Genomic DNA, 21822 nt, shown 5'->3' on the forward strand with positions numbered 1-21822 from the left:
TTTTATTTTTACGATAAATGAGTACAAAGTGCACCGTCTCAATGGCGGTGTTTATTTTTTAGTGGCAGAGCCGTTCGTATTAGAACCGCTTACACATAATGACGTAGGGGTGGGTTGATGTCTTGGCATCTGTTTGCAGTGTTTTTCGCAAGTACGTTTTTTATCTCAGCGACCCCTGGTCCTAATATGCTACTGGCGTTTCAGTATGGCATGAACTATGGCGTAAAACGAACGCTGTGGACGCTGGCAGGCCTGAGTCTTGGCTTGTTTGTATTGCTGCTATCGACTCTACTTGGGCTCGATGTGATCAGTCGCCAGTCACCTTGGCTGTTGACGATCATCAAAGCCGTGGGCGCGGCATACTTGATTTATTTGGGTATCAGCTCATGGCGCGATGCGGGTGATGGTAGCTTGATGAGCGATGCTCGTGAGTTGAGTGCTGAGGTGGCAGCTGATTATCCTGTCTCTGAAGGTGTGGCTGCCACACCGCCGTCACGCTCGCTCTCTAGTGCTGCCGTGAAAACAGCGCCAAGTAACCTGATTTTGTTTCGTACGGGGGTTTGGGTATCACTATCTAATCCTAAAGCTATTTTGTTCTTTGCTGCCTTTTTTCCTAAGTTCATCAATTTTAGTGCGCCACTATGGCCACAATATATCTTATTGACCATCGGCTTGTTTTTTAGCGAGACGATTTGGCAGGTTGTTTATACCCTAGGTGGTAAAAAGCTGGCAAGTTGGCTAGATGTCGGTCATCGCTTGGCTTGGCTCAATCGTGGTTGCGGGGTGATATTTATCCTTATTGCCGCTGCTTTATTGGCTGAAGTCATCAATAGTTTTATGGTATAAATAATTATCCATGATTGTTTTAAATCATTATTTTATTAGGTGGTTTTTTATTATATTCATTGTTTAGTATTTTTTTAAATTAAAAGTTGACATTTATTTTTAAACCGTTATTATTGGTGCATTGATTTATATCGCTTATCTTTTATAAGTGATAAGTCATTCCAATTAACCTGCTATTGTCGCCCTGACATTGGCCATAACCTATGGAGGAATCATCGTGTCCTATTTAACTATCAAGACGTTTTTAAAGATTGAATGTGTAAACCATATGACAGCAATGACGACTTCGAAAAGGTTTGGCTGAATTTATATGTAAGCTACTAAGTGATATCCTATTGAATGATATCAACGCATAGCCTTCTGTATCTACTTGCGCTAACCCTCTTCTAAGTCTACTGTGCCAAAATCGCTCTGCGATCGTGCTAAGCCATATTGTGCTTGCTGCTATCTGTTTACCTAACATTTTGCTTTACCGTTATTGCTAATGAGGCGATTCACGCTATTGTTTAGCGTATGCCTTTCTGCGTGCATAATATTTATGCTCTCAATTTTGGTATGGTAAAAGCTTTCTTTAAAACGTCCATCATAAATTAACCATGCATTTTTATTGATTTTTTAATTAATAAAAATACGGTATTTTATTGTCTTTATTTTATGATTTATTAATCTGTATTCTTGTTAAACGTATCGTTTAATGGAGACGGATAAGTAATGTCTAAAAATTAGTAAATTAAAGAATATGTATGGTTATAAAAATAATAAAACGGAAATAATAAATCATGAGCATTCAATTAATATTAAATGAAAACCGCAAACACGGCGTATCCGTCAAGATTTACACCTCAGATGTTGAGCAAGGTGCGATGCAGCAACTACGCAATTTAGCTCAGCTAGAGTTTGTACACTCACACATTGCGGTGATGCCCGATGTGCACGTTGGCAAAGGCGCAACAGTTGGCAGTGTGATTCCGACCAAGTCTGCCATTATTCCTGCGGCAGTCGGTGTGGACATTGGCTGCGGTATGAATGCGGTACGTTTGTCTCTGACAGCGAGTGATTTGCCTGACAGTTTGAAGTCATTGCGATCGATCGTTGAGCAGCAAGTGCCAGTCGGCTTTAACATGCACAAGCAAATCCAAGCTAAGAACTCAACGCTTGATCCGTTGGGCAAACGCCTCAAACCGATTACTGATAAGCATCCAGGTTTACTCAAAATGCTTAAAGGTTTTGAGCGTACGTGGGCGAAACAGTTGGGGACATTGGGCGGTGGCAATCATTTCATTGAGCTGTGCTTGGATGAAAACAAGGATGTCTGGGTCATGCTGCATTCTGGCAGTCGCGGCATCGGTAATTGTATCGGCCAGTACTTTATTAACCTTGCCAAAAAAGAACGTCAATCGCGCTTTGGTCATGTGCCAGATCGAGATTTGTCTTACTTTGCCGAAGGGTCTGATAGTTTTGCTGACTATGTCGAAGCAGTGGGCTGGGCGCAGGACTACGCGTTAGAGAACCGCCGTGAGATGATGCGTTTAGTCATAAAGTCATTGCAGTCGCCCCAAGCGGGATTACCACGATTTCAGCTGACCAAAGAAGCCATCAATTGTCATCATAACTATGTCAATGAAGAGGTGCATTTTGGCGAGCAAGTCTATGTGACCCGTAAAGGTGCAATCAGTGCTTATGCAGGTGAGCTTGGGATTATCCCAGGTTCTATGGGCGCAAAGTCCTTTATCGTACGTGGTCTGGGCGAGGCTGAATCGTTTTGCTCATGTTCACATGGTGCAGGGCGACAGATGAGCCGAGGTAAAGCCATGCGAGCGTTCACTATCGATGAGCTAAAAGCGCAGACGGATGGCGTCGAGTGTCGCAAAGATAAAGGTGTCATCGATGAAATACCCGGAGCGTACAAAGACATCGATGAAGTGATGGCCAATCAAACAGATTTGGTTGAGGTGGTGCATACGCTGAAACAGGTCATGTGTATTAAAGGCTAATGAGTAAAACCATAGCGAGTCACGACGGTGTCAATCGAGCTAAATGTACTAAGTGTACTATTTGCGCTCGATTTCTTCACTAAGATGATTTTCGGCATTGGTATCTCAGAAGAATTAAAGAACAGGTAACAATATGAGCTTAAAACAAACTTTAAAAAAGGCCAAACAAATTGAACGGCAGTTAGAGCAGCAGGCTGAAACAGGTGCGCAACAATCGCTAGGCACTGTCAAACCACGTAATTATTTGGCGCTTGATCCACTGTTAAGAAAGGGTGGTATTCACGAAAAAGAAGATATAGATATCGTCCGCAAAAAACGTCGCCGCGAGACCAAGCAACAGTTACGGAAGACAGATTGGTTATCAGAATAGTGGTAGTTAACATTCACGCACAAAAAAGCCGTTCGCTATGATAGTGAACGGCTTTTTTATTTTTGCTCAAGCTTGTAACTTAACCATTGTTACCTTAACCACTATGCCAATACTTCGATCAGCTCACCTTTTACCATATGCGGGCTGACGAAATCAGTAATACGTACACTCACGAGTTTACCCAACATCTCATCCATTTTTTCGACATCATGAGGGAACATGACGGTACGGGTATTATCCGCAGTACCGATTAAACAGTCAGGATGACGATTGGCAACTTGTTCAACTAAGACACGAGTCGTGGTACCGACCATCTCATGTGTTTTCGCAAGTGTCGAATCAATGATGACTTTTTGGAATTCAGCCAAGCGTTCTTTTTTAGTTTTAAAACTTACATCATCTGGTAACTCAGCGGCTGGCGTGCCTGGGCGCTTAGAGTAAATAAAGCTGTAAGAGTGATCGAAGTTTAATTCCTTTGCCAAGTTCAACGTATCTTGGAAGTCTTGATCGGTCTCACCAGGGAATCCAATGATAAAGTCGCTCGACAAATGAATATCAGGACGAATGGCTTTTAGCTTATTAATCTGATTGATATACACATCAATCGTATGGTTGCGCTTCATCGCTGCCAAGATAGCGTTTGAGCCACTTTGAACCGGTAGATGTAAGTGTGATACCAGCTCTGGCAATTGTGCATACGCATCAATGATGTCATCAGTGAACTCTAGCGGATGGCTGGTCGTATAGCGAATACGCTCGACACCATCGACATGCGAGACATAATGCAATAGCTCAGCGAAACGGCAAATGCTGCCATCATCTTTTTCACCGCGATAGCCGTTGACGTTTTGGCCCAAGAGGTTGATTTCACGCACGCCTTGCGCTGCTAAGCTATCAATTTCAGCCAATACGTCATCGAGTGGACGTGATAGTTCTTCACCGCGGGTATAAGGCACCACGCAAAACGAGCAATATTTTGAACAACCTTCCATAATAGAGACAAACGCTTTAAAGCCTTCTACTCTTGGTTCAGGTAAAAAGTCGAATTTTTCAATACTTGGAAAGGATACGTCAACTGTGCCGATACGGTTTTTAGGTGCGATTTCGCGCTGTTCATGTGATTGATCATATAGCTCTGGTAGACGATGTAAGGTTTGCGGGCCAAAAACCATGTCGACGTAAGGCGCACGTTTTTGAATGTTATCGCCTTCTTGTGAGGCCACGCAACCACCGACGCCAATGACGAGGTCAGGGCGTTTTTCTTTTAGTTTGCGCCAGCGACCCAATTCTGAAAAGACTTTCTCTTGCGCTTTTTCGCGGATAGAGCAGGTATTCATTAGCAGTACATCGGCTTCGTCGATATCATGCGTGACTTCCATACCGTGGGAGTCACCGAGCACGTCGAGCATTTTGCCAGAGTCATAGACATTCATCTGGCAGCCTTGAGTGGTGACAAAGACTTTTTTGGTAGCTGTTTTGTTTACAGGAGATTGGGCTGAACTTGCTTCATTGAGTGCAGTGACAGCAGGCGCGGCAGCAGTTGCTTCAGTAACAGCAGCGTCTTTGATGCGGGGATTGAATACAGTAACACTCATAAGGATAAGTCCATGATTGACTAAAAATATAGCGGGGTAGACGATTAACAGGTGGCGTATTTTATCACAACCCTCTATCAATGTGAAAAATTAGCGCGGGTGATCGTTGGTCATTATCATAAATTATTCATAACGGTATCAATTGTTTACTAGAGTTAGCAGCGCTTTTGATAAAAACTACGACTCGACATCATTTCTATGTTACACCGTACTGTCCTATTTATTAACAAAAGGTAAAGGCTATGGTTGAAAGTGCAACGAGTATAGTATGATGAATAAAACCACCTTAGCGGTACATTATAAATCGCTGTTTAATTATTTGTAGAGACATAATAAAGAGAGTCAATATGACAGAGTTGCGCGTTGCTCATAGCATCAAGGATAGAGAGTTGGCCAGTCAAAAGCGTAGTTCTGAGCGATCTAGAGCAGGCAGGCTGCGGGTGAGTGCGCTGAGTTTGGCGACGGCAGCGAGTGCGTTAGGGCTATCGCAAGTTGCTTGTGCAGAGCTGACATGGGGTGATATCGATAGCTACCAGCAAGAGAATAACTATCAGCAAGACAGTGGTATTGACTCATTTATGTCAGCAGCAAGCGCCGCGGACCGAGGTGATGTCAGCGCCCTTTATGGTTATGAGCAAGCGATGAGTGGTGGTTTGTTTGCGATGTATCCAACGTATTGGCGAATGAATCTGGATCTTAATTCACAAAGTGCGGCTGCGGTGTCACAGTTCGTGCGTCAGTATCCTGACACTGTGATGGCTGAGAAATTGGTTGCGGATTTTGCTGAGACAAAAGCAGGATCAAACGATTATGCATCAGTACGTCAAGTCGCGAATTTAATTACCAATGCTGATGCCAGTGAGCGCTGTGCTGTTGCGCTTGGCTTTAATAATGGTGGCGACACTATGCGTGCTATGGCAGCGAAATCTGATGTCTGGCTGAATACGCAAAAGCAGCCAGCATTGTGTGATCAGTTAGCGATGGAGATGAATAATAACGCATTGATTAGTGATCAAGATCGTACCGCTCGTCTTAAGCGTATGCTACGTAAAGGTAAGACAGGTGATATCATGGCGTTGTCATCACGCCTAGGCACACCTATTGCTTATTCAGCATTGAGTGAGATTCAGCTGAGTCCGTCTTCATTCTTTACCAGTTTTGGTAGACAGTCTGCCAGTCAGACCAATCAATATCTCTACCTGTATGCGTTAGGCCGTGTCGCTGACAAGTCTTATCGTGAGGCTGCGCTACAGTTAGATTTTGATATCAAACAAGACAACCAGCGTTCAGTGAAGTTGTTGAATGATGATACCCGTCGCTATGCTTATCGTATCCTCGGGGTACAGCGTATGAACCACAATACTGATGATGGTTTTAATGCTGAGGCCGTTGAATGGTTCCGTAACAGCTTAGATAACGACTTTAATTTTGAAGAAGCCGAAGATTATGCCATGGCAGCCATTCGCTTTAGCCAATGGGATGATGTGGTTGAAGCTATCTCTAGAATGGAGAGCGAAACTCAAAAGAGCAGCCAGTGGCAATATTGGCTAGCACGCGCATATGAGCAATCGAGCGATTCAAGCAAGCGTAACACTGCCAAAAAGATGTATAAGAACATCGCAAAAAGTAATGAGTATTATGGCTTAATGGCAAAAGATAAAATTGGTCAGCGCTTCGATGCTAGCCAGTTCGGTGGTAGTAATTTACCCAACGTGAGTACCTCAGATCGCGCACGTGTCATGCAAGATGGTAACTTTGCTCGTGCTTTTGCCTTATATAACTCTGATGCTAGCCGTGGTTATGCCAACCGTGAGTGGAACTGGGCGGTGAAGCAGGCGCGTGACAAGCGTGATGACAATCTAATCATTGCTGCTGCCCGTCAAGCACATGACATGGGCTGGCTCGATCGTGCGATTTACGCGGTTGATAATACAGATAGAGTTGATAGCCTGGCACTGTCTCATCCAATGCCGCACCAAGATGCCGTTGTTCGCTACAGCCAATCTGCTGGCATCGACCCAGAGTGGGCTTATGGCATTATGCGTCAAGAAAGTCGCTTTGTGACTTCTGCCCGCTCAAACGTTGGGGCAAGTGGACTGATGCAGGTCATGCCTGATACGGCAAAATATATCGCTCGTAATCTAGGTGAAACCTATAGTGCTAGCCGTGCTAATAGTGGTGATACCAATATTCGTTATGGTACGTGGTATATGGGTGATATCTTGAGCAAGTTGAACCGTCAGCCAGTCGTCGCTACAGCAGGTTACAACGCTGGACCTAACAATGCCAAACGCTGGCAGCCAGTGTATGGCTCACTTGCAGCAGATCAATATGTTGAGTCTATCGCATTTCCTGAAACGCGCAATTACGTCAAGCACGTAATGGAGAACGCCACTATCTATAGCAGCTTATTGGGTCGTAGTCAGCCTATTAGCCAGCGCATGGGTACCGTTCCTTCTTCTTTTTAGAGCACTCATTTACGATTCAAATAAGCCATTGATGAGCAATCGTTAGTGGCTTATTTTTATACATTGATTTTAGTCGTCCTAATCTCATGTTTACGTTTCTGCTATAGATTAAAAAAAACGATTTGTTACCATTGCATTAATGATTGTCTTTAATTGATGTTTACAAATCGCCGTTCATATTTTTTAGCTCTATGTTTAGTGGTATGAGTGTTTGTATGTCAAACGCCATAATCTAAGCGATAGCCTATATTTTATCACTGCTAGATGCCTCCAGCCCTTATGATCAAAAAATACTTTACTCTATGTATGTTATCGAAAGTTAGACGTCAGTCATCTATGCAGGTGCACTCGCTATCTAACCTGACGGCGACTCCGAGTCATTCGAATGTTCATTCAGCGATCAAACCAATCAAAATTTTGAATAAATGTCACGCAAGCCTAATCAACAAGCGTTTTATGAGTAAAATAAATACCACGGTGGGGATTGGTGCACTACTAATATTGCAAGGTATTTTTCTAATGCCAGCACATGCTGCCAGTACCGCGAGGAGTGGCCAACGTGTGTTGATGATCGAAATGACACCTGCTTTATGTAGTATGCAGCCAACGCGTGCCCGTATGCGTCAATGTCTAGAAGGGTATTCGTTGACCGTATCGGGTTTAGACATGGGATACGGTGAGCGCTGCGGTCGTGGTAGTGAGCCACGATTGACACCGCTTCAGCTGAAAGTCGTTAACCGTATCATGCCTGATACCACAGTACGCAGCCAAACATGGCAACGTTATGGTGCCTGTAGTCCATTTAGTGCCAGTAGTTACTTTCGCCAGATTACCAATTACGCTGGCGCATTGAAATTGCCGAAGGAGCTAAATACGGGTAATAGCTATACGGTTTCTAAGTCACGATTTATCAGTCAGATGACTCGCCTTAATAAAGGTATGTCATCAGCTAGTGTCGACCTAATTTGCCAAGCGGGCAGTCGGAAGCAGTCTATATTGACGGATATTCATGTTTGTTATGAAGGTTCTGAGTTTGGTAGTTGTCCTAATGTTGTGGACAGTTGTGGTAGTCGCTTTATCATTTCAGGCGGTGAGTAACTTTCCTCAATGCTATTTGAAAGTCATCGTTTAGCATCCTTTTTGATACCCTCTTTGACAGTTTTTAGTCATAACTTATAGCGTTATCCTTTTATTATAAGCGTTATATCAAGCGATATAGTGCTAATCCACGTGATCATCAGCTCCTTTTTAATCTGCCTTAGCGCTTGATTCATAAGCGTTTTACTTGCTTAAAGCCTCTCTCGTATAAAATGTAACAATATAATAGGTCGTAGGCCTCTTATTGTCTCTAGACGATTCGCCGAACGAAGTGCTACACTAACCCTCGGTTTATGGCTGCTGCTATGCAGCAAACAAGTCGATATCTAAAATGATAATCATTCATTAGAGTCATCAATTAGAATCATGAATTATCTAATAATTAATTAGGGAGTATTCAATGTCAATGAAACAGCCTTTACGTGTTGCCGTCACTGGTGCCGCTGGTAATATCAGCTATGCTATGCTATTTCGTATTGCATCTGGTGAAATGCTAGGTAAAGATCAGCCAGTTATTTTGCAATTGCTTGAAATCGCCCCAGCACTTGACGCCCTAAAGGGTGTGGTCATGGAGTTAGAAGACTGTGCATTCCCATTATTGGCCGGTATCGTTCAAACTGATGATGCGACCGTTGCGTTCAAAGATGTTGACTATGCTTTGCTAGTCGGTTCACGTCCTCGTGGCCCAGGTATGGAACGTAAAGATTTGCTAGAAGCCAACGCTGCGATCTTCTCAGCACAAGGTAAAGCATTGAACGAAGTCGCTAGCCGTGATGTAAAAGTATTGGTAGTCGGTAACCCTGCGAACACCAACGCGCTTATCGCTCAACGCAATGCACCAGATCTTGATCCACGTAACTTCACAGCAATGACTCGTTTGGATCACAACCGTGCCATGGCTCAGTTGGCTGGCAAAACTGACAGCACTGTAAATGACGTGAAAAAAATGATCATCTGGGGTAACCACTCATCAACTCAGTATCCAGATCTAACGGCTTGTACTGTAAACGGTAAGCCAGCGCTAGATCTAGTTGATCGTACTTGGTACGAAGGCACTTATATCCCAGAAGTACAACAACGCGGCGCAGCAATTATTAAAGCTCGCGGTGCTTCATCTGCCGCTTCTGCTGCCAATGCTGCCATTGCACATATGCGCACGTGGGCACTTGGTACTGATGAGAACGATTGGGTATCAATGGGCGTTTATTCAAACGGCGAATACGGTATCGCGGAAGGTTTGATCTACTCATTCCCATGCACGTGTACTAACGGCGACTGGTCTATCGTAGACGGCGTTGATGTATCATCTGATTTCTCAAAAGAGAAAATGGCTGCGACTGAGCAAGAGCTTAGCGAAGAGCGTGATGCAGTAGCACACTTACTACCATAAGCAGATATTTTGCTTAAGTGGTAAGACTAAAAGTAGCACATAAAAAGCCCTCTGAAATATGAGGGCTTTTTTATGTCTTGGAAAAATAAGCAATCGTTGTAATGGGTTCAAAAAAATTAGATATAAATAAGGCAAGCAAGACACTAAAATAAACAACCTGACATCGTATCTGATTTATACAAGACTGGACCATTGCCATTAATACAATTGATAACGTTAGATAAACGTTGGTTAACAGCTATTAAAATAGAGCCTGCTACAATAAAGTGGTAAGCATAAATAATAATCACAGCTAAACCTGCATTATCTAGGGAGAAAAATATGATGAATGAACCTGAATATAATATAAATGAATTATTTGCGCAGCTAGGACTTGATAGCTCAGATGAAGCAATCGATAGCTTTATTGAAAAAAACAAATTGGCAAAAGAAGAGAAGCTAATAGAGTCAAATGTCTGGACCGAAAATCAGCGTATGTTTTTGCAAGAAGAATGGGAAAAAGATGCGGAATGGGTAGAAGTCATTGATGACTTAAACGTACGTATGCACCCAGATGCCTAGCTATAAAAGTAAGCTTGTAAAGAAAGAAAGCTTATAAAAAAACCCACAAACATTTATGTTGTGGGTTTTTTTATGAGTTAGATATCTGTTCTAACAAGGTTGTTGTTTTGCTCGCCAGTCAGTCAACTCTTTTACATCGTTATGAATGCCCGTCTTTAATGCCTCTAAGCCATCATAACGTCGTTCACCATGCAGATAATGCAAAAATCGAACCTGTAGAGTCAGGCCATATAAATCAGCTTGCAGCTCTGGGAAATGAACTTCTAAACGCCAATTATGCGCTTTGTCTACCGAAGGTCTAGTACCAACGTTGGCTGTACCAAACAAGCTATCAGCACGTAATCCTGCTATACCAGTTTGTCCGTTGACCGCATTTACAGTTAGGCCATTAGGAATTATTTGACCATTATCATCGAGACTGACCACATCGACACCGAAGATGCCATGCAACGCAGGCTTTAAGCGTTTTAGATCAATATTGGCAGTAGGAAAGTCTATCGTGCGGCCAATTTGATCACCACTGACGACCAGTCCTGTAATCGCATAGTCACGACCTAGTAAGGTATTGGCGGCATCAATATCACCAGCCAACAGCATATCACGCACACGAGTAGAGCTGATACGTGCCGCGTCATTACTACTGTCAGTGACGGTATGTAAGTTGGTCACATCCAAACCATAATCACGCAAAAACTGACTGTCACCAGTACGATCATGACCAAATTTAAAGTCATCGCCTAGTACTAAAGCTTGCACGTTCAAGCGCAGTGCCAAAATATCTGCAAATGCTTGTGCGGATAGCGACCGGAAATCTGTATCAAATCCCGCCACAATCAAAGTTTCAACACCATACTCTGCTAGCAAGGCTTGTTTTTCAGCGAGATTGGTTAAGCGTGCAGGCGCAGTGGCTGTCGCAAAAAACTCACGAGGCTGTGGCTCAAATATCATGACAGCAGAGCCAAGATTTTGCGCCTGTGCAATTTCTCTGACTTGTGTAAGCATCGCTTGATGCCCCAAATGTACGCCGTCAAAATTGCCTATAGTGAGCACACAAGGCGCTAAATCTACAGGGCTAATATTGGCAGGCAGTGTACTTGGCGACGCAATCAGTTGCTCAAGAAAATAGGTGTTCATAAATTTTCAGCTATGATAGATAAGACCAGATAAAAAAGAAAAACACACCATACCAAAAATCGATGTGTCTAAAATCAGCCATTATAAAGTAAAATGGCTATACTAACATCCTATAGTCTACTCATAATATAAGTAGGGCGCTGTCAGTTCCTCTATTCTAAAGAAACACTTGCGCTTATCTTCCTTTGACGACTATCGTTAGCAATCAGCTATATAGTGGATTCAGTTTAAAAGAGAGTCAAGGCAACCGAGTGCAGATGTATATGCGATACTTCAAGCGAGGTTAACGCTGTAGCTCTTTTATAAAAGATTGACTATATTCAAAAATTCCTGCGAATCATACAACCAACTAACTATGGAGCTCCTATGTCCGATGTTGCCTTGAATGCTGTGCCATCTATCTTACCCCAACACAATCTCAATGACGATTTTATCGTACAGCGCGCAAGTGAGAGAGACCTGCCAGAGATATTAGCGATTTATAATCAAAGCATTGCAGGTAAGCAAGCAACAGCCAACCTTGTCCCAGTGACCTGTGAAGAGCGTGCAGAGTGGTTTGATGAGCATTTAAATAGCGCCACGCGACCTATTTATGTTGTTCGATCAGTGACAGAAACCACCGAAAGTGGTGAGCAAGCAGAGTCATCACCGATAGTGGCATGGGGCAGTTTTAGTGATCTTTATGCGCGTATGGCATACCATATCAGCACCGAGATTAGTATTTATTTGCACGAAGGGCATCAAGGAAAAGGGCTGGGTAGCTTGCTGACACGCTGGATGCTTACTCAAGCACCAAGCTTAGGGATTCAAAACATCATCGCGCTTATCTTCGCGCACAACCAACCAAGCCTAGGGTTATTCCGTAAGCTTGATTTTGAACAATGGGGTTATATGCCAAAAGTTTGTGATATGGAAGGTTTTATGGCGGATGTCGTCATGCTTGGAAGAGCAGTGAAAGAAGATTAAAGTCAGTTGGATAAAACAGAGAATCAAATAGCATCATGCTTGATAGTGTGATGCTTTAGCCTAAGATTTTCCATTGACCGTCTATTTCTTGTAGTTCGTAAGTCAAGGGTGCAGGCTCACTCTGTCCCTTTAGCATCAGTTCACCAGTGATGGTGGCACGAGTTTTGTCATCGTTATACTGAGTGTCAGTAATGGTAACACCTTCAACGGTTTGCTGAAAGGCAGACTGAGTTTTTGCTAGCTCTTCTTCAAAGTTTGCCATATCTACTTTATAGTATCCAGCGGCTTGTTTCACATCACCGTAGTACAGGCTATCCAACGATTTCTTGACCGTATCTTCTGGTGTGCCAGCTTCGGTAGGGTTGGTGACTAGGCTTTTTTGCTGAGTAGCCTCTTTATTACTGTCAGATAATTCTTCGCTGTCAGATGTCTTTCCATCATCAGTTGCGCTATGGGAATCGGCCACTTCTACTTTGTGTACCGTTTCTTCTGTATCGACATCATTGCTGCAACCACTCAGAAGCAATCCAGTACTCAGTAGACCAGTCGCAAATAAGATTGGCAAACGTGGAATTATCAGCTGTTTAGTCATTATAAGACCTCAAAATTTATTTATTAATGCATAAGCTATTATGACAAATATTCGTATCGAACACTGTCAGTTCTCAGGCCAAGCTTGTTTTGGTTTCGTAAGTTAAGGCCTTGTTTGGTATGTTTAGCCATGCTTTAGTTGGCGGGGGCGGAAGCCTGTAGCGAGTAATACCACACCATAAACCAAAGCACCCACGGCACACATAATAATAAGAGCAGTAATACGTCGCCACTGAGCATCATCGGCAGGGAAATAGGGCAACATGAAATACAGCACTGCAATCATCGCGGTTGTAGAAATGGCAAACTGGGCAAACAGTTTTTTCCAGTGGCTACCAAAACGGAAAATATCGCGCTTATGTAAGAAATAATACAATAGCCCTGCGTTTACAAATGCCGCACCTGTGGTTGCTAATGCCAAGCCACCGTGTAGTGGAATCTCCAAGAAATAGAAAATACCAATAAAAATAACACTAAAGACCATATTGGCTATAACGGAGATGATACCGATTTTTACAGGCGTTCGAGTGTCTTGACGTGCAAAAAATGCAGGGGCAAATATCTTAATCAACATAAAGCCTAAGATACCACCAGCCATACTACGCAATGCTAGCGAGCTCATTTGTGCATCACGCAAAGTAAATTCACCACGCAAAAACAATGCTTGCATTAATACATCTGCAAGTATAAATAGCGCTGCTGATGCCGGAACACCTACTAATATGATTAAGCGTGCCGCCCAGTCAATCGTCTTTTTGAAGCTAACGTCGTCTTGCATCGCTTCACTTTTTGACAGACTTGGTAATATGACTGTACCAATTGCCACGCCAATCAGACCTAGTGGCAGCTCGCTCATACGCTCTGCAGCATACAACCAAGAAACCGACCCACCAATCATTAATGATGCAAAGATGGTGTTTAATAGTAAATTAATCTGAGTGACAGAAACACCAAAAATGGCAGGGAGCATGAGTTTTAAAATACGGCGAACGCCTTCATGCTGAAAGTCAATCTTTGGCGCGACCAGCAGTTTTTGTTGCCATAGCTGTGGCAGCTGTAGCAAAAACTGTAGCAAACCTGCGATAGCGACGGCATAACCGAGTGCCATAATAGGGGTGTCGAACATTGGTGCGAAAATCAGTGCACCACCAATCATGCATAAGTTTAATAACACTGGTGCAAACGCTGGTGCAGCAAATCGTCCGTAGCTTTGCAAAATACCACTGGCAAAAGCCGTCATGGAAATGAATAGCAAATACGGAAAGGTTAGGCGTAGTAATTCAGCAGTGATGGCAAATTTATCGGGTTGATCGGCAAAGCCGGGTGCAAACAACGTCACGACCCAAGGCGCGATTAAGATAACCACGACTGTCAGCATGGATAGAACCATTAACAGAGCACCTGAAGTGCGACTGACTAAAATCTGTACTTGCTGTAGGCTGTACTTTTCTTTGTATTCGGATAGAACAGGTACGAACGCTTGGCTAAAAGCGCCTTCTGCAAATAGACGTCGCAAAAAGTTGGGTATCTTAAAGGCGACCAAAAAGGCATCCATCAGACCACCAGCGCCAAAAACACCTAACAATACGACATCGCGTACTAGGCCTAAAATACGAGACAGCATGGTCATACTGCTGACCACCATGGTTGAACGAAATAACCGACTTTTTGCCATGAGAACCTATCTTGCTAAGTTGTATTGGGTTGTGTGCTGATTTTCTGTGTTGAAAAACTGACGAATTATATCACTTTCATAATCGAGATAAATGGATTGAGTGTGGAAATGAGTCCTTCTGTTATTATGAGCAGTCGCTATTGTACAAATATTAATTACTACTAATTATTTTCCGACATATTATTCTAAGGTTAATTTGATGGAATTATCTACTCAAGCAGTACAATCAATGTCTAAAGTTGCTTTAAAAACTTTTAATCATCTGCAGACTGCACATATGAAAAGACAAAAAAAGCGTTTAGGAGAGTTCGTACAATGTATCGAAACGCGTTATGAAGTGATGAGTTGTGAAGATAAACAAAAATTAAATAAATTCATTGAAAGCGAAGAAGGTGAAAGTCTCCTTGCAGACTATGCTGATTCAATATTAAAAGTGTCCAGTAATAGAGTAATGATGGCAATGGCTTTATTATTCTGCAAGGGCACAGACCTTTCGGACGTAGAAGAGTCAAATTTTATTAAGGCTTCGAAAAACCTTGATGACGATCTAATTAATTTCTATATGTTGGCTCATAAGAGAAAGAGTATTGAACGTGACAATATTCCTTATTCACGTTGTACCGTTTCAAGTGTAGATTGCGAGGATTTTACTAGTAAAGGTTGGGATAAAGAGACCATAGCAGTTTATGTTTATGAGCTAATACGAATGAGGCTACTATTGCCAGATCCTTCATCCCATGGATCCTATGCTGGAGCTGATAATTCTTGGTCAATCCATTACGGTATTAGCACTAGAACACAGAAAATAGTGAATTTACTTGTAAAGTCTCAAGCGTTATTAACTGATTCTAAATCATGATTATTTTTGAAATACCTTCACGCAGCTTTGGCCATTCAAAATAATCACCGGGATCGGTTTTACGGCCTGGTGCGATATCGCTATGACCCGTTACATGACGACGTGTTTTTGGATAAGCCTCGTATATAGCGGCGATAACTGGTGCGAGTGTGTCGTACTGTGCTTGAGTAAAAGGCGTAAAATCTGACCCTTCAAGTTCGATGCCAATGCTATAATTGTTACATTCAGGTCGCCCCAAGTAGCTTGATCGACCCGCATGCCAAGCGCGCTCGTTAAAGTTCACAAACTGAGTAATCGCGCCATCACGTTCGATAAATAGATGCGCAGAAACTTCTGCCCCTTCTATGGTCTTAAAGTAGGAATGGGCATTCCAATCTAATTGATTGGTAAACAGCGCCTTAACATAATGAGTGCCATCAGTGTCGCAAGCGCCGAATTCGTTGGGTGGCAAGCTGATATTATGAATGACGATAGTGTCGATATTCATATCTGCTGGTCGCATATTTTTGTTTGGTGATGCTAGCCATGTGGCTGCAGATAATAAGCCATCTTTAATAGTCATTGAGGATGATTTTGACATAATATTCTCTTTTACTAAAATTTATCAAACAGGCCCAGAGATTTAGATGATCTAGGTCGAAAACGGGTTTTGGATTGTTTTATTTAGGGTCTGTTGAATATTCAACAGACCTTAACACTACAGTAGACATTATTAGTCAGCCCCTAATCACGCTATCAGCGTATGAATAATAACGTGCGAGGTTTTATCTCATGGCTACAAAGCCTATGTCTCTATCAGTCGATTGTACCTTAACAATAACCTGTCAACGAGCATGTTTGCCACTTGCTATCGCTGGGTTACTGTTCTCTGGCCAAGCACAGGCTTTTTTGCCAACGCCAGACTCGCTAGTAACGACAGGTGAATTGGCGAGTGAGCCACAAGCGACGATAGATAGTAATGCGGCACATACAGTGGCATATAATATGCCACATGATGGCGTTGCAGAAGAAACCAATAGCACGCAAAGTATGCAAGGCGTACAAGACAGCAGTGCTCAACCGTTATTAGCCACGTGGCGCACACAAGCAAAAACAGAAAATCTGGCACAGCATACAACATGGCGACGATTACTGTATTTCTTTGATGATCAAAAGAACTTAATTGGTAAGAAAAAAAACACCAGTATGGTTGATGATGCTGGCTTCTTTTTAAGTAAAAACGGTCAGAGTGATTCGGGTGCAGAGCTTGATGCGCTGCTTGTTGCCCTTGCTGACGAAATGCAGACCGCTAATAAAAATTCTGCCAAAACCAGTGACGGCCATTCTGTCAGTAGTCGTGCTGTCGATAGCAACTCTTTACTATGCCATTTTCCAGCGCGAGTACAATGGCTGACTGATACGTTGAATATTGACGACACTGTGCTACAAGCTGACTGTCCAGAGCTAGATGAGTGGATGCAAACGATTGCACCTGAGCAGCTGTCTCTCATGTTTGCACAGGAATATTTGGACAATCCTCTCTCAGCGTTCGCCCATACTTTACTGCGTATCGACTCAAAACAAAGCGTGGCTGACCCTAGCCAAATTCATCACGCTCATGCGCTGAATTATACGGTAGATGGCAATCCTGAGGATAGCTTTCCGATATACTCCGTCAAGTCAATGATTGGTGCTTATGACAGTCTTATTGAAATTGATCCTTATCCTGAAAAGCTGGTTAATTATCTACAGGGAGATGAGCGCGATACGTGGACTTATCAATTGGATCTGACGCCAAGCGAAGTGCAGCAAATCATGTTGCATGTCTGGGAAACCAAAGATTTGAAGTTACCATATTACTTCACCACAGATAACTGCGCATCTGAAGTGTTGCGTCTAATTGACGTGGTGCGCCCGAAGCAGCATTTATTAAGCAGATTGCCTTATGCGGTCATTCCCTCAGATGTCGTGCAGTTACTCAATAGTGAAGGCTTGCTTGCCAGTAGTATTTACACCCCAGCTGATAGCACTTTACGCCAATCTCAGTTAAATAAAGTGAAGCAGCAGCGCGAACAACTCGGCTATCACAACAGCGCCACACAGACGATTGACGAGATTAAATCTGCTCAGCTCAATGCTGTCTCGAGCATGTCAGCTGATAAGCAAACATTATTACCAACTAGCATCGTTGTATCAGATAATAACCCTATTGACAGACATCCGCTGACATTGGGGAGCGTCGGGATAGGGCAGCGCGGTGACAATAACTATATCGATTTGGGCTTGCGGGCAGGGTTTCATGATACGCTTGACCGCTCTTCAGGATACCCACAGTTTTTTAATTTAGAAGGTATTGCGGCGACCTTACGCCTATATGACACGGATAATGATAAAGACAATCAGCCAAAAAATGTGGTCTTGCAAAATGCCACGTTAATTCGCGGTCGTTCTTTTAATCCTGTTAATTCTGCCAAAAAAGGTAAAACGTGGGGCGCAAGTATCGAAGCGACACGCGTCAATGACGGTTCGCAGAAAGACGGTACAGACCATTTAGTGGGGAGCGTGGGCTACGAGACAGGGTGGTCTTGGGCATTTGGAACCCCTAATGCAGGAACTGGTGAGATGCCGCCGCAGTTATGCTACACCTTTTTGTCAGGTACGACGCAAGTAGGTCGTGGTATCAATAAGGGCTTTCGCGTCGGGGCAGGCGTGAATGCGGGCTGTCGTTATCAGATTAACAATCAGTTACGCGCGCAGGCTGAATTGCAACTGCCATATTGGTATCATGGCAGCAGCGATGAGTCGAACGTTCGTGGTCACTATTGGCAACCGATATCGACACTAGGTCTGCAATACGATATTGATAAAAAACAAGCATTACGTATCAATGCTAACTATGATTGGCAAGATCGTGTTGATACCAATGAAGATGTACAGCTGTCATACAGACGCTATTTTTAATTTAATATCTTTTTAACTGAGTACTTTCTAAGTTGGCAGTTTGATAATAGTGTTTTTATATTAGTATTTTTATATTAGCGTCTTGATAGAGTTTTCTTAGAGATTGTTTTTAAGTATGACTGTTGAAGTTGTCTCCAGATATTGTGTTAAATGAAGGATATGTGATGAGTAAGCAAAATTTACTGATTATTGGTCAAGGTGGTATTGGATTACCAGTGACCAATAAGCTTGCGCAGGATGGCTTGAATGTCACGGGTCTGGCTCGTGGTGAGCGGTATGATTATGCGTTGGATGATAAAGCTATATTTAAACAAGCCGATGCATTAACGCTGACTGCTCAAGTCTTACAAGGTTTTACGCATATTGCCATTATCGTGACCCCTGACGAGTATTCAACCAGCGGCTATCACAACAGTTATCTAGCGATCTGTCAGCACTTGGCAAATCTTGCAGAAAATCTAACCTGCCTTGAGCGTGTGGTATTCATCTCTTCTACTGGTGTCTATGGCCAAGACAATGGCGAGTGGATTGACAAAGATACAACGCCGGCGACTCCTGTACGCGCTGCGTCAAAGGTTATATTGCAGGCGGAACAGTCTTTGCAGCAGGGTTTCAATGATAAAGCCGTGGTCATTCGTCCCAGCGGTATCTACGGGCGCGAGCGGTTAATGCGACTACGTAAAGCCCGCGAGCCGCAAAAAGAGCCAGTGGCCGCGAGCCATTGGAGCAATCGAATTATGGATCGCGATTTGGTCAATATTATTGCCAATGTATTGACCATGGAGTCGCCAGAGTCAATATATCTGGCGACTGACTATGCACCAGTGACAACATTGGAGTTGAGTGTTTGGTTAAGTGAGCAAATAGGCGAGACACCTCCTGCCATTGATGACAAAAAAACATTAGTGACAGGAAAACGCTTGCATAGCAACATTCCATTAGCTTGGCTAGATTATCCTGATTGGCAAGAAGGTTACCGTGATATTTTGCGCCATCAAGCATAGTACTAGGGCATGTCCTCAATCTGAGCATTAAGCTTTAAATGGGCTAAAAATGGTTAAATATTTGCTAAACTGCGTCAAGTAGCTTGCTAATATCTTGATATTATTTGTACTACTTTCCTTGTTTGGCTGCAATTTATCTCATTTTTATCACCATTTTCAAAATGAGGACACGCCCTACATCAAAAAAGTAAGCGTTGTCGCGTCCAAACTGGTTTAGTCTACAATGCGTAGTACTAGCGTTCGTATTCCTCGCTACTCTAGTTTTTGTGAATGGTATAAGATGACCGTTCGACCTGATTTACCTTATTCGTTTTATATTTTATAGTTTATGGAGCTCTCATGACCCAGCCTTCTACTTCTGATAACCGCTTATCCAGTGCTGACATCACAGCAGTAGGTGGCAAGCGTGCAGAAGGCAGGGCTGAGCAGTCGCCTGTTTTTGCTGATAGTACACAACCTGCCATCGTGCATCCTAACTTTGATCCTAAGCAGTCTCCACTTGATCCTGCAAGGCCTTTGACTGATATCCCAGAGCCTGCGCGTCGTCTGAATACTCAGCTGCGTCGTTTATATGGTAACGCTGCCCGTTTTTATCAGCCCAACAAAGACAGCCTATCGAAATGGGCATTAATTGCTTCAGAAGTCTTAGGCGAACATCTGTCATTACTGAGTGCGGCGGAGCTTGCTGAGTTTCCAGATAGCTTTTATCATAATAATAGCGAGCAACCGTTGTTGTCAGCATTAACGAATATGACATTGTTAGATATGTCAGATATTCAGCAAGCGCTTCAGGCTTATCCAAAACTACAGCGTTATGGTTTCACACTTGCTGGTAGTCCATTAAGCGCTGATCTGAATGGTGCTGATGCCGGTAACTGCAATACCAGTAATCGTAATGCCAGTAACAGTAAAGTTAGAGATGCTTCAACCTCTCTGCGTGCATTGACCAAACGTTATAATCCTGATGAGTTACTCAGCAGCCTCTATGCCGATGATTGGCAAGTGATTTTGCAGCCGCAGCAGTTTGAGACAGGCGAGGGCAGTCTGGCCACTGATATCATGGCGTGTAGTGTTGCCGTCCATGCGTTGCAGCAGTGCAGTACGCGCAAAAGTATCAATCATAGCTATAGCGCGGCGCAAATTTGTCAGCATGTACGCAGTTATTTGCTCAGTCAGATCATTTGCGAGCCATCACAGCGTCATGCATACCGTCAGGTGCGTCTATTTACGGGACATATTATTGTTGCTGCTTATCACTTGGGTTGGGAGATACAAGTGAGTCATGATGGTCAGTGCTATTTCAATCTCTCATCACGCAGTGGTCTGTTGACCCGTTATCCTAATATGCAGGATTACGACATCAATGGTTGGTCAAGCTGATCAATAATGCGTACAATGATGCCAATTTTTTGCCCTCATTTTTGTTAATAGGAATGCCTTAATGTCCAATGCTCGTGTACCTAATAATTCAGTAACTAATGCTCAACCTACTTTTTCATCGCATCAATTTATTCAATTGGCTTTAGATAACCAAGTCCTTAAGTTCGGTGAGTTTGTCCTCAAGTCTGGTCGTATTAGTCCATACTTTTTTAATGCAGGTTTGCTAGCGACAGGTGAGATGTTATCGTTATTAGCGCGTGGTTATGCAGATGCCCTGGCTGAACAGATGGCAGCGACCAATAATGGTGCCGATGAGCAAGAGCTGGTCATTTTTGGTGCCGCATATAAAGGCATCCCATTTGTTGCTGCCACCGCACAAGCACTATGGAACCATCATGGTATCAATGCTAAATGGGGTTACAATCGCAAAGAAGCCAAAACCCATGGTGAAGGTGGTAATTTGGTGGGTGCTGATGTCAATGGCAAAGCAGTTTGGGTATTAGATGATGTCATTACAGCTGGCACGGCCATGCGTGAAGTGGTTGAGATATTAGAGCAAGCAGGCGCAAGCGTTGCCGGTATTATCGTCGCTCTTGATCGTAAAGAAAAAGGTCAAGCTGAGCATTCTGCTATTCAAGAGCTGGCTTCGACCTTAGAGGTTCCTGTGCGCGCACTCATCGATATTGATGATTTAATCAGCTATTTAGCAGATGACAATAGCCAATACAAAGATGCGACTCAGCTTGCAAAAATGCAGCATTATCGCACGCAGTACGGCGTATAATTTGTCGTAGATGGTTTTATGAGCGAGCATCTTTTATGCTAAATAGATGGTATTTACCTTAATCGCTCATATCTGCCTATTAATAATATAGTCGAACCACTCTTAAAGTGTTATGACGTTAGACTTGCTTAGCCTACTACTGTAGTACTTGCGCTCGTCTGCCTTAT

At 43.2% G+C, this 21822-nt stretch carries 18 protein-coding genes; 13 read left to right on the top strand and 5 right to left on the bottom strand.

Features of this window, described 5'->3' with window-relative positions; all coding sequences use genetic code 11:
- The first annotated feature begins 117 nt into the window (after positions 1-117).
- The 3 genes from I6E83_RS09745 to I6E83_RS09755 all read left to right on the top strand — a co-directional run bounded on the left by I6E83_RS09745 (position 118) and on the right by I6E83_RS09755 (position 3210).
- Positions 118-846, top strand: a complete 729-nt coding sequence (locus I6E83_RS09745; RefSeq protein ID WP_197101525.1) for a LysE family translocator — start codon at positions 118-120, stop codon at positions 844-846.
- 779 nt (positions 847-1625) lie between these two features.
- Positions 1626-2840 carry an RtcB family protein gene (locus tag I6E83_RS09750; protein ID WP_197101526.1) on the top strand — a complete coding sequence of 405 codons (1215 nt, stop codon included), beginning with the start codon at positions 1626-1628 and terminating at the stop codon, positions 2838-2840.
- A gap of 133 nt (positions 2841-2973) precedes the next feature.
- Entirely contained in the window at positions 2974-3210 is a 237-nt protein-coding gene (locus I6E83_RS09755) for a hypothetical protein (RefSeq protein WP_227680901.1), read from the top strand.
- A 101-nt stretch (positions 3211-3311) separates the two neighbouring features.
- Here I6E83_RS09755 and miaB read toward each other — a convergent pair whose 3' ends face one another.
- Positions 3312-4805, bottom strand: a complete 1494-nt coding sequence (gene miaB / locus I6E83_RS09760) for a tRNA (N6-isopentenyl adenosine(37)-C2)-methylthiotransferase MiaB (protein ID WP_110923315.1) — start codon at positions 4803-4805, stop codon at positions 3312-3314.
- Between the two features lie 347 nt (positions 4806-5152).
- On the opposite strand from miaB, the gene I6E83_RS09765 reads away from it, so the two are divergent.
- The 4 genes from I6E83_RS09765 (at position 5153) to I6E83_RS09780 (ending at position 10322) form a co-directional block, all read left to right on the top strand.
- Complete coding sequence (locus I6E83_RS09765) at positions 5153-7273, top strand: lytic transglycosylase domain-containing protein (protein WP_197101528.1); 2121 nt, start codon at positions 5153-5155, stop codon at positions 7271-7273.
- Positions 7274-7729: 456 nt separating this feature from the next.
- Positions 7730-8371, top strand: a complete 642-nt coding sequence (locus I6E83_RS09770; RefSeq protein ID WP_197101530.1) for a hypothetical protein — start codon at positions 7730-7732, stop codon at positions 8369-8371.
- A gap of 400 nt (positions 8372-8771) precedes the next feature.
- Entirely contained in the window at positions 8772-9761 is a 990-nt protein-coding gene (locus I6E83_RS09775; RefSeq protein ID WP_197101532.1) for a malate dehydrogenase, read from the top strand.
- Positions 9762-10082: 321 nt separating this feature from the next.
- Entirely contained in the window at positions 10083-10322 is a 240-nt protein-coding gene (locus I6E83_RS09780) for a DUF2789 domain-containing protein (RefSeq protein WP_197101534.1), read from the top strand.
- 90 nt (positions 10323-10412) lie between these two features.
- Here I6E83_RS09780 and ribF read toward each other — a convergent pair whose 3' ends face one another.
- Complete coding sequence (ribF, locus tag I6E83_RS09785) at positions 10413-11456, bottom strand: riboflavin biosynthesis protein RibF (RefSeq protein ID WP_197101536.1); 1044 nt, start codon at positions 11454-11456, stop codon at positions 10413-10415.
- 366 nt (positions 11457-11822) lie between these two features.
- Here ribF and I6E83_RS09790 point away from each other — a divergent pair, with 366 nt between their 5' ends.
- Positions 11823-12422, top strand: a complete 600-nt coding sequence (locus I6E83_RS09790) for a GNAT family N-acetyltransferase (RefSeq protein ID WP_197101538.1) — start codon at positions 11823-11825, stop codon at positions 12420-12422.
- A gap of 55 nt (positions 12423-12477) precedes the next feature.
- On the opposite strand, the gene I6E83_RS09795 is transcribed toward I6E83_RS09790, so the two are convergent.
- Both I6E83_RS09795 and murJ read right to left on the bottom strand, forming a co-directional pair.
- The gene (locus tag I6E83_RS09795; protein WP_227680902.1) at positions 12478-13014 is read right to left on the bottom strand and encodes a hypothetical protein; all 537 of its coding nucleotides are present in this window, start codon (positions 13012-13014) and stop codon (positions 12478-12480) included.
- A 123-nt stretch (positions 13015-13137) separates the two neighbouring features.
- Complete coding sequence (gene murJ, locus I6E83_RS09800; RefSeq protein WP_197101540.1) at positions 13138-14688, bottom strand: murein biosynthesis integral membrane protein MurJ; 1551 nt, start codon at positions 14686-14688, stop codon at positions 13138-13140.
- A 199-nt stretch (positions 14689-14887) separates the two neighbouring features.
- On the opposite strand from murJ, the gene I6E83_RS09805 reads away from it, so the two are divergent.
- Entirely contained in the window at positions 14888-15547 is a 660-nt protein-coding gene (locus I6E83_RS09805; RefSeq protein ID WP_197101542.1) for a hypothetical protein, read from the top strand.
- On the opposite strand, the gene ampD is transcribed toward I6E83_RS09805, so the two are convergent.
- Positions 15537-16127, bottom strand: a complete 591-nt coding sequence (gene ampD / locus I6E83_RS09810) for a 1,6-anhydro-N-acetylmuramyl-L-alanine amidase AmpD (protein ID WP_197101544.1) — start codon at positions 16125-16127, stop codon at positions 15537-15539. The genes I6E83_RS09805 and ampD overlap by 11 nt on opposite strands.
- 191 nt (positions 16128-16318) lie before the next feature.
- Between ampD and I6E83_RS09815 the strand changes: the two genes are divergently transcribed.
- From I6E83_RS09815 to pyrE, 4 genes are all read left to right on the top strand, one after another.
- Positions 16319-18487: a DUF4105 domain-containing protein gene (locus I6E83_RS09815; RefSeq protein ID WP_197101546.1), complete on the top strand. Its 2169-nt coding sequence runs from the start codon at positions 16319-16321 to the stop codon at positions 18485-18487.
- A gap of 164 nt (positions 18488-18651) precedes the next feature.
- Complete coding sequence (locus tag I6E83_RS09820; RefSeq protein ID WP_197101548.1) at positions 18652-19491, top strand: SDR family oxidoreductase; 840 nt, start codon at positions 18652-18654, stop codon at positions 19489-19491.
- Positions 19492-19830: 339 nt separating this feature from the next.
- Positions 19831-20871, top strand: coding sequence for a hypothetical protein (locus I6E83_RS09825; protein ID WP_197101550.1), 1041 nt, complete (start codon positions 19831-19833; stop codon positions 20869-20871).
- Between the two features lie 61 nt (positions 20872-20932).
- A complete protein-coding gene (gene pyrE, locus I6E83_RS09830) occupies positions 20933-21655 on the top strand; it encodes an orotate phosphoribosyltransferase (protein WP_197101552.1) in 723 nt (240 codons plus the stop codon).
- The last annotated feature ends 167 nt before the right edge of the window (positions 21656-21822 follow it).

It is taken from the genome of Psychrobacter sp. SZ93C1 (assembly GCF_015864635.1).
Taxonomy (GTDB): domain Bacteria; phylum Pseudomonadota; class Gammaproteobacteria; order Pseudomonadales; family Moraxellaceae; genus Psychrobacter; species Psychrobacter fozii.